Here is a 13,824-nt window from a genome sequence, read left to right as displayed (position 1 = left end):
TCTAGTTATAGTTAATAAATGAAAGAAACCAAAAAGAAACCTATAAAAAAAAGAGAAATTATAGGTCTATGGTTTTATATATTATCTTTAAAAATTAGGAATTATTTTTTTACAGGTGTTGTCGTTTTAATACCAATAGGACTAACTATTTATTTAAGTAAATTTTTAATAAATACGTCTTCAAAAATTTTACCGTCTCAAATAAATCCAAATTATTATTTGCCATTTAATATACCTGGACTTGAGATAATTATTTCAATTATTTTCATAACAATCATTGGATTTATATCTTTATCTTATTTAGGAAAAAAATTTCTTCAATTAATAGACAGTTTATTCAAAAAAATACCACTCCTTGGAACTTTTTGGTCTGCAATTAAACAAATGTCACAATCATTTAAAGAAAGTGGCAGTAAAAGTAAGAGTGTTGTTCTTGTTGAATATCCAAGAAAAGGTGTATGGGCTGTAGGTTTTGCTACTAAAGAAAATTCTGGAGAAATTTCTGAAAAAACAAATCAAAAATTAATAAACGTATTTGTTCCAACAACTCCAAATCCAACAAGTGGTTTTTTGCTAATGTTCCCAAAAGACGAAGTTATATTTTTAAACATGACTTTTGAAGAAGCTTCTAAATTTATTGTATCAGCTGGAACAACAACAACAGAAAAAAATTAAGCGATATCGTTAATTATATCTGCTCTATCGTACAATTTAATTAATGGTTTAAACTTACTTAAATTTTCATTTTCAAGTTCAATTCTTTTTATTTCTTTTTCAGCTAATTCAAATAAGTCACTATTCTGTATTGGGTCTGCTAATTTGAAATTTTTAACACCACTTTGTTTAAAACCCAATATATCACCAAAACCCCTGATCTTCATATCTTCCTCGGAAATAACAAATCCATCATTGGTCTCTTTTAATATGTTTATTCTTTTTTTAGCATTTTCACTCAAATTTGATTTGAACATCAAAATACAAGTTGCTTCCTTCTCTCCACGACCAACTCTACCTCTTAATTGGTGGAGTTGAGATAAGCCAAACTTATTTGCATTTTCAATTACAATTACATTGGCATTTGGAAAGTCTATTCCAACCTCAATAATAGTTGTAGATACTAATATTTTAAATTCTTTATTTAAAAATTTTTTTAAAATATCATCTTTTTCATTTATATCTGTTTTTCCATGAAGAATAGAAACTTGTTTTGGGAATAATTTTTTTAAATATTCAAATTTTTGAATTGCAGAAGTGTGATCTAATTTTTTAGACTCTTCAATTAATGGACAGACCCAAAATATTTGATTACCTGAATTAATTTCTTTTTTTATAAACTTAATTACATCATCAATTTTACTTTCTAATTTACTGTAAGTTTTTATCATTTTACGGTTTTTTGGTTTTTCTCTAATAATTGACAAATCCATATCGCCATAAATTGTCATTGTTAAAGTTCGTGGAATAGGTGTGGCAGTCATTAATAATACATCACAATCATTCCCACCTTTGTCAGATAATCTTTTTCTTTGATTAACACCAAACTTATGTTGTTCATCAATAATAATTAATCCTAATTTTTTAAATCTAACTGTTTTTTGAAAAATAGCATGAGTACCAAAAATTATATTAATCTTATTATTTATTAGTTCATTGAGGATAAATTTTTTTTCTTTGTAGCTAGACTTACCAGAAATTAACTCTGTTGATATGTTTGATGGAAAAATTTTTTTTGCTAAATTATAATGTTGTCTTGCTAATATTTCAGTAGGGGCCATAACAGCTACTTGGAAACCAGAATTGATAGTATTAAATGCAGCTAATAATGAGACAATTGTTTTTCCACTTCCAACATCGCCTTGCAATAATCTAAACATTTTAGTTGAGGATGATAAATCTTCATTAATTTCGTTAATCGATTTAATTTGATCGTCAGTTAATAAAAACTCTAATTTATTAATGAGTTGTTTTTGTTTATTTAAATTAATAATTTTATTTTTTTTTTTAACTTTCTTAATTTTTTTTCTTATTTCTGAATTAACTAAAAATGTTGCAAATATTTCATCAAAGGCAAGTCTTTGATAAAAATGATCTTTGTATTTTCCTATATTCTCATGTTTGTGCAATTCTTTAATTGCATCATTCCAATTGATATTATTGAATTTATTTAAAATTTTGCTCGAGTGCCATTCTTTTAAATTAGGTAATTTATCTATTATTTGTTTTATAATTTTATTATAAATTTTCTCAGATATTCCCTCAGTTAATGAATATTTATTATGAACTTGTTTAATTAAACTTGAGTCCTCAGATACATACTTAGGGTTGGTAATTTGATATTTATTTTTAAAGTAGCCAATTTTGCCACTTACCGTTATTTCTTTTCCTAATGGTAGTATTTTTTTAATATATCCCTCATAACTATTAAAAAAGACACAATCTAACTCACCTGTTTCATCTGAACATTTAACTCTATTTGGTAATTTTCTAATTCTTGGAAACAAATATTTATTTGCTACAACGGTAACAGTTTGATTTTCACCGATCTTTAAATCTTTTACTTTTGTTGATAAACTTCTATCTGTATAAGCTTTTGGAAGTTTCCAAAGTAAATCAAAAATATTATTTATATTCTTTTTCTTGAGTAAATTTGTTGTTTTTATACCAACACCATTTAAAGCTGTTAGATCAGATAATAAATATTCAAAATTAGTTTTATTATCCATAATAAATTAATTATATTCTAATAATGAGGCTCAATATAGATGAATTAAAAAAAAAAATTATTTATCGTTCCAATTATCGAGGTACCAAGGAAATGGATAAGCTCTTAGGTAAATTTGTAAAAAAATACATTGATGATTTGCAAAAAGAGGATTTAATTGATTTAGATAAATTTCTTAATATTGATGACACAAATTTATATAATTTCTATAATGGTTTTGATACTGAATTTGAAATAGAAAAAAACAATATTAGCTTGTTGTTTAAAAATTTTAAATATTAAGATGATGGCGGAGAGACTGGGATTCGAACCCAGGAAAGAGTTGCCCCTTTGCCGGTTTTCAAGACCGGTGCTTTCAACCGCTCAGCCATCTCTCCGTGAGCAAGGTTTTATAATTATAATTATTTAATTCAACCATAAAATAGTCGAAAAAAACTCATTAACGACTAATATCAAAGCCTCATGAACAAAGAATTTAATAAAGGGCTTTTACTTGCTGGATTTGGATCTTTTTGGTGGGGTTTTTTTGGAGTTTTATATTTTAAATATATTACTTTTATTGGTTATATTGAACTAGTAGTTCACAGATGTTTATGGACAACTTTGACTTTAATATTAACAACTTTCTTTTTTTCAAAGTGGGATATTTTTTTTAAGATAATTAAAAGTAAACAAAATCTTGTTTATCTTTTTATGTCAGGGTTTTTGATTTTTATGAATTGGGGTGTATGGATTTATGCAATCGCCACCAACAGAATAATAGATGCGAGTTTTGGTTATTTTATAATGCCAATATTAAGTGTTCTTCTTGGTTATATTTTTTTTAAAGAAAAATTAAATAATAAAAGAATTTTTTCAATTACTTTAGTTATTTTATCAATTTTATATTTAATTTTTGTAAGTCTAAAATCACTTCCTTGGGTTGGTATACTTGTAGCACTAAGCTGGGGCTTTTATAATTTAGTAAGAAAAAAGGTTAATGTTGATACTGATATTGGACTTTTAATAGAAAGTTTATTTATATTACCAATTGCAATTGTTGCATTTTATCTTATTGCAGTTAATGGTTACAATGATTTCTCGTTATCCAACCCTTCAATGATGTTAGTAATATTGTTGGCAGGTCCAATGACAGTAATACCTTTATTTTTATATGTAAGAGGAGTTGAATTATGTGGATTAGGACCGACTGGGATGATTTTCTATATCACTCCAACTCTTCAATTTTTACTAGGTTTTTTTTATTACGATGAAGTTTTCTCATTTAATAAACTAGTAAGTTTCATTTTAATCTGGATTGCGGTAATAATATATTTGAGAGATTTATATGAAACTAATTAAACTTATACTTATTTTGTTTCTTTTTTTTCATTCAAACACATTAGCAGATATCAATATAGAATTCGAAAAATGGAAAAATAATTTCAAAAAAATTGCTCTAGAAAATAATATTTCTGAAGAAACATTTGATCTAGTTATGTCTAATACTAAGTTTTTACCCAATGTAATTAAATATGATAGATATCAACCAGAATTTTATGAAGATACAAAAACTTACATATCAAAAAGAACCTCTGACCAAAAAGTAAAAAAAGGAAAAAAACTTTATATAGATAATTTAAATTTAATTACCTCTGTTGAAAATGAATTTAACATAGAAAAAGAACTTCTCTTATCATTAATGGGTATAGAAACAAATTTTGGAACCTATGTTGGCAAAATGGACATTCTTTCTTCACTAGCTACATTAAGTTTTGACAAAAGAAGATCAGAATTTTTTACCAAAGAACTTTTAATACTTTTAAATTTAATTGAGAAAAATCAAATTGATTATAAAACATTATATGGTTCTTGGGCGGGTGCTTTTGGTTACTTCCAATTTATGCCTTCTACTATGAAAAATTATGCAACAGATTATGATGGCAATGGTTCAATAAATTTAAAAAGTAACCCTGATGCCTATGCTTCAGCGAGTAATTATTTAAAGAAAATAGGTTGGAAATCTAATGAACCATGTTTTTATAGAATTGATCTGAATAATGATATTCCAAAAAAATATTTAAATATTTCTGCAAAAAAATTACATGATAAGAAACAATTAAAGTTTTTTAGACAATACATTCAGAACAATTCAATTATATCAAATAATTATGATGAATTAGAAGTTGCAATAATAACACCAGATAAAGATATAATTCCTGATGCGGAAACTTTAAATCCAGCTTATGTGGTATTTAGTAATTATGAAATAATTTTACAATGGAATAGATCTTTAAGATTTGCTTTAGCAGTCTGCACATTAAAGGATAAATTCAAAAATGAACTTTAAAAAAGTATTACCATTATTGTTGTTTATTTTTTTTGTGGGATGCAAACAATTAGAAACAACTCAAAAAAAAACTATTAAAACAGAACCTGATATATCAACAGCAGAAACAACTTTAAAATCTTCAAATGAAAATGATGAAGATAGTTCTAAATATATTTTTGATAGAGAGTATACCAACCAAGGCTTTGCATTAATTTATGACGAAAATCTCTTTAATGAAAAAAGTATTTCAAAAAAATTAGATAACAGAGGTTTGTTTATTTTTCATACCAAAATTATAAAAAATTCTTTTGTGAAAATTACTAACCCTGAAAATACAAAAACTGTTATTGCACAAGTGATATCTAATAAAGCAATTTTTTCAAATTTTTATAATTCAGTAATCACCAAAAGAATTGTTGATGAATTGTTGCTTGATGAAAATGAACCTTATGTTGAATTATCTCTAATTTCTAATGAATCAACTTTTGTAGCCAAAAAAGCTAAAACATTTGATGAAGAAAAAAAAGTAGCTCAAAAAGCTCCTGTAGATGGAATAACCATAGATAATTTAGGAAACGTAGAGAAAAAGGAATTGCCAAAGACTACTCAAAGTAATTTTCTATATTCAATAAAAATTGCAGATTTTTATTATAAAGATTCAGCTGAAAATATGATCCAAAGAATTAAAGACGAAACAAAGATAACAAATCCTATTATAAAAAAATTATCTCAAACAAAATATAGGGTATTATTAGGTCCATTTAATGATATAAAAAAAATTCAAGAGTCATTTGACGAAATAGAAAAGCTAAATTTTGAAAACCTAAAAATTATTAAAGATGTTTAAAAAATTAAATTTAATTATTTTAATATTCATTTTATTTGCATCTAAATCATTTGCAAATTTTGATGTGAAAGCAAAAACTGCAATAATTCAAGATTATCATTCTGGAGAAATTCTTTTTGAGAAAGAAGCGGACTTATCAATTTATCCTGCATCCATGACGAAAATCATGACTTCAATCATTGCCTTCGACTTAATTAAGTCAGGAGATTTAAGTATGGACGAAAAATTTATTATTTCAGAAAAAGCTTGGCGATTATCTACAGCTGGTTATTCCTCAATGTTTATAATGGTAGGGGATGAGGTCTCGGTTGAAAATTTACTAAAAGGTATAATCATAGCATCTGGTAATGATGCTTGTATTGCATTAGCAGAAGGCATAGCGGGTACAGAGGAAGAGTTTTCAATCTTAATGACAGCAAAAGCTAAAGAATTAGGAATGGACAATACAAATTTTTCTAATTCATCAGGAATTAATCATCCCGATAACAATTCAACAGTTAGAGACATAATGATCATGTCTAGATACCTAATTAAAGAACATCCAGAATTTTATAAAATGTTTGCAGAAAAAGAATTTACTTGGGATAGAACGGGTGGAGATCCAATAACACAAGGTAATAGAAATCCTTTGTTGTATAAAAATCTTGGAGCAGATGGTATCAAAACTGGTTATTTGGCTGTAGAAAAATATTCATTAGCTTCATCTATAGAGAGAAATGGAAGAAGATTAATTGCTGTTGGTAGTGGTTTTAATTCCAAAAATGCCAGATCAAAAGAAAGTACTAAAATGTTAACTTATGGACTTACAAATTTTGATTTAGTTAAAATTACTGAAGCTAATAAACCTTTTCAAAAAATAGAAGTATGGTTGGGAAAAGAAGATACAGTTGATGTTTATACAAATGAAGACATTTACAAAACTATTAAAAAAGCCAAAAAAAAATTGTTAAAGGTTTCTGTAAATTATGATGGTCCTGTAGAAGCACCAATAAATAAAGATCAAAAAGTTGCAACATTAAAAGTAGTTTATGACCAAGAATTAGTAGGTGAGTATGATTTGCTTGCTTTAAAAGAAATTAAAAAAGTAAATTTCTTTTCTAGATTGCTTAAATCATTAAACTACTTAATTTGGGGCGATGTCTAAGAAGCCAATAATTGTTTTTGAAGGTATAGAAGGCAGTGGCAAAAGTCATCATATTAAAATTGTTTCAAGGTATTTCGACAAAAATAAAGTTAAATATTTAAAAATAAGAGAACCTGGAGGGAGTTTAAATTCTGAAAAAATTAGACAATTAATTTTAAATAAGAAATCGAATTTTAATGTAAAAACTGACTTACTTTTATATCTAGCTGCCAGAAGTGAAAATATTAATCTTATTAAAAAATATTATAAAAAAAGAGTTATCTTAATTGATAGATTCATCGACTCTACAATAGCTTATCAGCATTACGGCATGGGTGTTGATGTTAAAATTATAAATATAATTAATAAATATTTATTAAAAAATATTAAGGTTAATTTTACATTTCTTAATGTTGTAAATAAAAAAAATCTTTTCTTAAGATTAAAAATGAGAAAATCTTTGAATAGATATGATCAATTTAATAGCAGTTTCTATAATAAAGTTCAAAATGGATTTCTTAAGTTATCAAAACTAAATAAGAAAAAATATAAGATAATTGATTCAAATTCAGATATTAAGATAAATGAAAAATTAATTATCAATCAAGTTAAAAAGTTAATTAAATGAATCTAAATTCATCTACACAACAGAATTTGTATAAACATCAAGAGATTTTTAAACATTTATCCAAATTATATTTAAATAATAAATTGCCGAATAAAATACTTTTATCTGGTGAAAAAGGTATAGGTAAAGCAACATTAGGTTATCATCTAATAAATTTTGTATTATCAGTAGATGAAGAGCATTCTTATGATGTTGAAAATAATAAAATTAATTTAGAAAATAAATCATTCAAACTTATACAAAATAAATCTAATCCAAATTTTAATCTTATTGACGTTGCTGAAAACAAAAAAAACATTGATATAAATCAAATAAGAGAATTAATTGTTAACCTAAATAAATCTTCATTTAATAATAAAAAAAGATTTGTTTTAATAGACAATATAGAATTATTAAATTTGAATTCTATTAATGCATTACTAAAGGTGTTGGAAGAACCTAATAAAAATATTAATTTTATCTTAATTAATAATAACAAAAGAGTTTTACCAACTCTTAAATCTAGATGTTTAAATTTCAAAATTTTTTTAACGAATGCTCAATCTATTGAAATTGTTAATAAATTAATAAACGATGATGTTTATAATTTTATAAATCAAGATTTAGTAAATTACTTTACAACACCAGGCAAATTATATGAATTATTAAAACTTGCAGAAAACTTTGATTTAGATCTTAAGGATTATAATTTAGACACTTTTTTGCAAAGTCTAATATCAAGTAAGAATTACAAAAAAAACAAACCAATTATTCAATTAATATATTCTTTTATTGAAGTTTATTTTAGAAACAATATATCTACGAAAAATATTAAATTATTTCACCTTTATCATTATTTTTTAAAAAAAATAAATGATACTAAAATTTATAATTTAGATGAAGAGACATTATTTATGGAATTTGAAGATAAAGTTTTAAATGGATAAAAATTTTTATATTACTACACCTATTTATTATCCATCAGCTAAACCTCATATGGGTCACGCCTACTCAAGTATAGCTGCTGATTTTTTTGCAAGATTTAAAATCATTGATGATTATGTAGTACATTTTTTAACCGGTACAGATGAGCATGGTTTAAAAATTCAAAGATCAGCTGAACGAGCAGGGGCGACTCCTCAAAAATTTTGTGATCAAATAAGCAAAACTTTTCGAGATCTTTCAGATATTCTAAATTTATGCAACACTGATTTTATTAGAACAACCGAAGAGAGGCATAAAAAAACAGTGCAATATCTTTGGTCTGAACTTGAAAAGAATGATGATATTTATCTATCAAATTATTCTGGTTGGTATTCAGTATCAGATGAAGCTTTTTATAGCGAAGATGAGATAGAAGAAATAGATGGTAAAAAAATAGCTATATCATCAAAATCACCTGTCGAATGGATTGAAGAAGAGTCGTATTTTTTTAGACTTTCAAAATGGGAAAAACCTCTTTTAAAATATTATGAAGATAATCCTGATTTTATTTATCCAGTGTCTCGACGAAATGAAGTTATTAGTTTTGTAAAAAGTGGTCTAAAAGATCTATCAGTTAGTAGGAAAAGTTTTTCATGGGGTATACCAGTTCCAAGTAATAAAAATCATGTAATTTACGTTTGGCTAGATGCACTTACAAATTATTTAAGCGCACTAAATTACCCAAATAAAGATGATGAATTATTCAAAAAATTTTGGCCTGCATCAATACATTTAATTGGCAAAGATATACTTAGATTTCATGCTGTTTATTGGCCAGCTTTTTTATTAGCTGCCAAGATTGAAGTGCCAAAAAGAGTTTATGGTCATGGTTGGATTTTATCCGGAGAGGAAAAAATGTCCAAATCTAAAGGGAATATTTTGGATCCATTAGAAATAATTAATGAGTATGGGTTAGATCCATTAAGATATTATCTAATCAAAGAAGTTTCTTTTGGAAATGATGGTAATATTTCTCAAGAAAGATTGGAAGATTGTATAAACAGTGATTTAGCAAATAACTATGGTAATTTATGTCAAAGAGTTACCGCTTTTGCGATCAAAAATTGTGATGGAAAAATTCCTTCTGAAATTAAATTTCTAGATGAAGATTTGTTAATTTTAGACAAGTATAAAAAAAATTTAGATAATATTAGATCTAAAATTGATCATCAAAATATTAACTTTTATATAGACTACATTGTTAATTCACTATTTGAGGCAAATAAATATTTTAATGATCAAGAACCGTGGAAAAAAAAAGATGACCAAATCAGATTAAACACAATTGTCTATACTACATTAGAAATTGTTCGAAAAATAAGTTTCTTATTATATCCAATTATTCCAGAGTCTTCTTTAAAAGCACTAAAAATTTTTGATATCAATGAAGCTCAAATAAAATTAAATTCCCTTACAGATAATGAGTATTTAACTAAAGGAAATAATATTAATAAAATTGATATATTATTTAAAAAAATAGAAAAAAATAATGATTGATTCTCATTGTCACTTAGATCACGAACCTTTGTTGAGTGATTTAACAAATGTTTTACAAAGATCAAAAGATGTGGGTATTAAAAAACTATTAACAATATCAACCTCCTTTGAAAGTTTCTCTAGAGTTAAGGAACTAGTTAATAGAGATGAGATGATTTATGGTACAATTGGAATTCATCCACATGAAAGTTCTACCAACACAATTACTGCCAATCAAATTATTGACAACTTAAAAAATAATAAAAAAATTATAGGTGTTGGTGAAACTGGATTAGATTTTTATTATAATAATAGTGAAAAAAATAAACAAATTGTAAGTTTTAAAGAACATATTCAAGCATCAATAAAAACTAATGTTCCTTTAATTGTTCATTCAAGAAATGCTGAAGATGAAACATTTGAAATTCTAAATCAATATAAAGATGAGAATATTAAAATTTTAATGCATTGTTTTACTGGTTCAAAAGAATTTTCAGAAAAATTATTATCTTTAAATTCTTACTTTTCTGCTAGTGGAATAATTACTTTTAAAAATTCAGTAGATTTACAAGAGACATTTAAATCAATCCCAAATGAAAATATTTTAATTGAAACCGATAGTCCCTTTTTGGCGCCAGTGCCAAATAGAGGGAAAAAAAATGAACCATCATTTATCGATTTTACAGCTGCAAAATTAGCAGAAATAAAGAACATTTCTAAAAATGAACTAATAGAACTAACAACTAATAATTTTAATAAACTTTTTTTTAATTAAAAAATATGAAATTTATTATCTTAGGCTGTGGTAGTTCAATGGGTGTACCAAGACCAGATGGTTTTTTTGGAAATTGTGACCCAAATAATAAAAAGAATTACAGAACAAGATGCTCAGCTTTATTGAAAACTACTAATGAAAATATACTAATAGATACTTCACCAGATTTAAGAGAACAACTTTTAAGACATAAAATTAAAAAAATAAATAAAGTTCTTTTTTCTCATATGCATGGAGATCAAACTCATGGAATTAATGATTTAAGATCTTTTTATATAAATAGCAGAAAACAAATTGATGTTTATGCGGATAGTGATACTTCAAAATATCTTAAAAATTCATTTTCATACATTTTCAAAAGTTACTCAAAAGAATATCCAGCAACATTAAATTTAAATAAATTGCCAAAAAATATTTATACAAGAAATAAGAATAAAAAAATCAATATTCAATCTATTAAAGTTGAGCATGGCAAAGTAAATTCAAATTGTTTTATTATTGATAAAAAATTAGCTTATATCAGTGATGTTAGCAAAATTTATGAAAAGGATTTTAAATATTTTAAAAACTTGAAATATTTAATAATTGATTGTTTGTGGTACAATTTTCATCCATCGCATTTCAACTTAGAAAATTCACTTAATATAATCAAAATATTTAAACCCAAAAAAGCTATTCTAACAAATTTATCACCAGTTTTAGATTATAAAGTACTTAAAAAGTTATTACCTAAAAATATTATACCTGCTCATGATGGTTTAACTTTAGAACTATAAAATATTTTCAATTGATTTAATCAACTTTTTTGACAGTGGCTTAGTAAAAGATGCAAATGTATCTTCAACTTTTCCTTCTTTGTTAATTAAAATTTTATGAAAATTCCATTTTGGAATTGCAGATTTACCATGATTATCTTTTGCCCACTTGAAAAGTTCATGAGCATTTTCTCCTTTAACTTCTGTGATTGATGTTAGTGGAAAATTAATATTGAAATTTACTTCACAGAATTCTTTTACATCAGCATTATTTTTTTTTTCTTGATTAAAGGAGTTTGAAGGGACTCCAAGAACAATTAAACCTTTATTTTTATATAAATCCCATAATTCCTGTAATTCATCATATTGTTTGGTAAAACCACAAAAACTAGCTGTATTGACTACCAGAATAACTTTATCTTTGTAATCTTTTAGATTTATTGTTTCACCTGTAATGCTTTCAATTGTGAAATCATAAAACTTTTTTTCATAGTTTGCTGTTGCTGAGGTTTTAAAAAAAAACATAACTATAGAAAGTACAAATATTACTTTTCTCATTTTTTGGGTTTATTTGGAGTAAGCAATATTAAAAAATAACCAAATAAAGTTGATAGTAATGAACCAGTCAAAACACCTATTTTTACACCATCCATATATTGCATGTTTTCAACGAAAGCTAAATTTCCTACAAACAAACTCATTGTAAAACCAATACCAGTAAGAACTCCAACTCCATAAAAATTATACCAACTTGTATCGTTTGGCATTTGAGCAACTTTTAATTTTATTGATACATATGAGAATACAAAAACACCAAGTTGTTTACCCAAGAATAGACCAAGCACAATGCCTAGCGGAACCTTATCCAACAAAGAAGCAAAAGATAAACCCTCAAGAGAAACACCTGCATTTGCAAATGCAAATAAAGGCATTATCCCAAAAGCAACATAAGGACTAATTGCGTGTTCTATTTTTATTAATAAAGAAAAATCTTTATCCTTTTTTCTATGTGGGATTGTCATAGCCAATAAAACACCAGCAATTGTGGCGTGGATGCCTGAGTTGTGGGTAAAATCCCACAGGAAAAGTCCAACAACTAAATAAGGTAAGAATTTTTTAATATTAAATTTATTTATTAACAACAAAACGATGAAAGCTAAAAGCATTAAGGTTAAATACTTAATGCTCAAATCTCCAGAGTAGAATAGTGCAATAATTACTATTGCTCCTAAATCATCAATTATAGCTAGTGCTGTTAAAAATACTTTTAATGATAGAGGTACTCTTTTTCCAAGCAACGACAAAACCCCTAAAGAAAAAGCTATATCTGTTGCTGATGGAATTGCCCATCCATTTAACGTTTCGCTATCGCCTAAATTAATGAAAACATAAAATAATGCAGGAACTAACATTCCTCCTACAGCAGCTATGATTGGTAGTAAAGCCTGTTTAATATTTGAAAGTTCACCTTGTAGAAATTCTCTTTTTATTTCTAAAGTGACAAAGAAAAAAAATATTGCCATCAAGGCATCATTTATCCAATGCAGTACTGATAATTTTAGTCCAAAATTATTAATACCTATAAATAAGTATTTATTTAATGTAGCAAAATATAAATCAGCTAATCCTGAGTTACTTATAAATAATGCAATTATTGCAGCAAATAAAAGAACAAGTCCACTTGCAGCTTCTAATTTAAAAAACCATCTAAAAGGTTTTGATATATAATTAATCATAAAATATTAATTTTGGTCTATAATAAATAGTTTTATATCTTGCAATGTTTCAAAAAGGTTGAATAATATTATTTCTAGCCCAGGAAATACATTAATTAGTGCGGTTTTAAGTGTGTCAACCAGTATTATTAAAGCAACAAAAGATATAATAAAAACTATCAAATAAGAAAATAATTTAGATTTTTTACCTTCTGATTTTTCAACTGTTTTTACGTTTTCTTTTTCTATTTCAGACTCAATTATTTTTTCTTGTTGCAATGTTTTGCTAATATCTAAATTTTTTTTTTTTAACTCAATATTTTGTTCTGTTTTATTTATAAAAACATTATTGTTTAATGTTAATGGAGCTTCGCTTTCATTTTGTGGTTTGTAAAACCAGACTCTTTCGCAAGATCCACATTGTAGTTCACGTCCTTCGCTGGGAATTAACGAACTATCAATTTTAAATTTTTTCTTTTCGCAAGGACAAGTAATTATCATGCCTCGTT

At 25.7% G+C, this 13,824-nt stretch carries 15 protein-coding genes and 1 tRNA gene; 11 read left to right on the top strand and 5 right to left on the bottom strand.

Features of this window, described 5'->3' with window-relative positions:
• The first annotated feature begins 18 nt into the window (after positions 1-18).
• The gene (locus VP90_RS01095) at positions 19-675 is read left to right on the top strand and encodes a DUF502 domain-containing protein (protein WP_262589207.1); all 657 of its coding nucleotides are present in this window, start codon (positions 19-21) and stop codon (positions 673-675) included.
• Here the strand turns inward: VP90_RS01095 and recG are convergent.
• The gene (gene recG / locus VP90_RS01090; RefSeq protein WP_262589206.1) at positions 672-2,723 is read right to left on the bottom strand and encodes an ATP-dependent DNA helicase RecG; all 2,052 of its coding nucleotides are present in this window, start codon (positions 2,721-2,723) and stop codon (positions 672-674) included. The genes VP90_RS01095 and recG overlap by 4 nt on opposite strands.
• Before the next feature lie 23 nt (positions 2,724-2,746).
• Here recG and VP90_RS01085 point away from each other — a divergent pair, with 23 nt between their 5' ends.
• On the top strand, positions 2,747-3,004 hold the full coding sequence (locus VP90_RS01085) for a succinate dehydrogenase assembly factor 2 (RefSeq protein ID WP_262589205.1): 258 nt from the start codon (positions 2,747-2,749) through the stop codon (positions 3,002-3,004).
• 5 nt (positions 3,005-3,009) lie between these two features.
• Here VP90_RS01085 and VP90_RS01080 read toward each other — a convergent pair.
• A tRNA-Ser gene (locus tag VP90_RS01080) sits at positions 3,010-3,099 on the bottom strand.
• A gap of 85 nt (positions 3,100-3,184) precedes the next feature.
• On the opposite strand from VP90_RS01080, the gene rarD reads away from it, so the two are divergent.
• Genes rarD through VP90_RS01035 form a run of 9 tightly spaced genes read left to right on the top strand, consistent with a single transcriptional unit; the run spans position 3,185 to position 11,621 of the window.
• Positions 3,185-4,063: an EamA family transporter RarD gene (rarD, locus tag VP90_RS01075; RefSeq protein ID WP_262589204.1), complete on the top strand. Its 879-nt coding sequence runs from the start codon at positions 3,185-3,187 to the stop codon at positions 4,061-4,063.
• The gene (locus VP90_RS01070) at positions 4,050-5,051 is read left to right on the top strand and encodes a lytic murein transglycosylase (protein ID WP_262589203.1); all 1,002 of its coding nucleotides are present in this window, start codon (positions 4,050-4,052) and stop codon (positions 5,049-5,051) included. The genes rarD and VP90_RS01070 overlap by 14 nt, the downstream gene beginning before the upstream one ends.
• Positions 5,041-5,880: an SPOR domain-containing protein gene (locus tag VP90_RS01065; RefSeq protein ID WP_262589202.1), complete on the top strand. Its 840-nt coding sequence runs from the start codon at positions 5,041-5,043 to the stop codon at positions 5,878-5,880. Before VP90_RS01070 ends, VP90_RS01065 begins: the two co-directional genes overlap by 11 nt.
• Positions 5,873-7,024, top strand: coding sequence for a D-alanyl-D-alanine carboxypeptidase family protein (locus VP90_RS01060; RefSeq protein WP_262589200.1), 1,152 nt, complete (start codon positions 5,873-5,875; stop codon positions 7,022-7,024). The genes VP90_RS01065 and VP90_RS01060 overlap by 8 nt, the downstream gene beginning before the upstream one ends.
• On the top strand, positions 7,017-7,631 hold the full coding sequence (gene tmk, locus VP90_RS01055; protein ID WP_262589199.1) for a dTMP kinase: 615 nt from the start codon (positions 7,017-7,019) through the stop codon (positions 7,629-7,631). Before VP90_RS01060 ends, tmk begins: the two co-directional genes overlap by 8 nt.
• Complete coding sequence (locus VP90_RS01050; RefSeq protein WP_262589198.1) at positions 7,628-8,557, top strand: DNA polymerase III; 930 nt, start codon at positions 7,628-7,630, stop codon at positions 8,555-8,557. The genes tmk and VP90_RS01050 overlap by 4 nt, the downstream gene beginning before the upstream one ends.
• Positions 8,550-10,091: a methionine--tRNA ligase gene (gene metG, locus VP90_RS01045; protein WP_262589197.1), complete on the top strand. Its 1,542-nt coding sequence runs from the start codon at positions 8,550-8,552 to the stop codon at positions 10,089-10,091. Before VP90_RS01050 ends, metG begins: the two co-directional genes overlap by 8 nt.
• The gene (locus tag VP90_RS01040) at positions 10,084-10,845 is read left to right on the top strand and encodes a TatD family hydrolase (protein WP_262589196.1); all 762 of its coding nucleotides are present in this window, start codon (positions 10,084-10,086) and stop codon (positions 10,843-10,845) included. The genes metG and VP90_RS01040 overlap by 8 nt, the downstream gene beginning before the upstream one ends.
• Positions 10,846-10,850: 5 nt before the next feature.
• Positions 10,851-11,621, top strand: a complete 771-nt coding sequence (locus VP90_RS01035) for an MBL fold metallo-hydrolase (RefSeq protein WP_262589195.1) — start codon at positions 10,851-10,853, stop codon at positions 11,619-11,621.
• Here the strand turns inward: VP90_RS01035 and VP90_RS01030 are convergent.
• From VP90_RS01030 to VP90_RS01020, 3 genes are read right to left on the bottom strand one after another with little or no spacing between them, the layout of a single operon-like run.
• Positions 11,616-12,158 carry a glutathione peroxidase gene (locus VP90_RS01030; protein ID WP_262589194.1) on the bottom strand — a complete coding sequence of 181 codons (543 nt, stop codon included), beginning with the start codon at positions 12,156-12,158 and terminating at the stop codon, positions 11,616-11,618. The genes VP90_RS01035 and VP90_RS01030 overlap by 6 nt on opposite strands.
• Entirely contained in the window at positions 12,155-13,336 is a 1,182-nt protein-coding gene (nhaA, locus tag VP90_RS01025; RefSeq protein ID WP_262589193.1) for a Na+/H+ antiporter NhaA, read from the bottom strand. Before nhaA ends, VP90_RS01030 begins: the two co-directional genes overlap by 4 nt.
• A gap of 6 nt (positions 13,337-13,342) precedes the next feature.
• Complete coding sequence (locus VP90_RS01020) at positions 13,343-13,816, bottom strand: zinc-ribbon domain-containing protein (RefSeq protein WP_262589192.1); 474 nt, start codon at positions 13,814-13,816, stop codon at positions 13,343-13,345.
• Positions 13,817-13,824: the final 8 nt, after the last annotated feature.

The organism is Candidatus Pelagibacter ubique HIMB140, from assembly GCF_025558165.1.
Classification (GTDB): Bacteria; Pseudomonadota; Alphaproteobacteria; order Pelagibacterales; family Pelagibacteraceae; genus Pelagibacter; species Pelagibacter ubique_T.
This window is presented reverse-complemented; position numbering and strand designations above follow the sequence as displayed.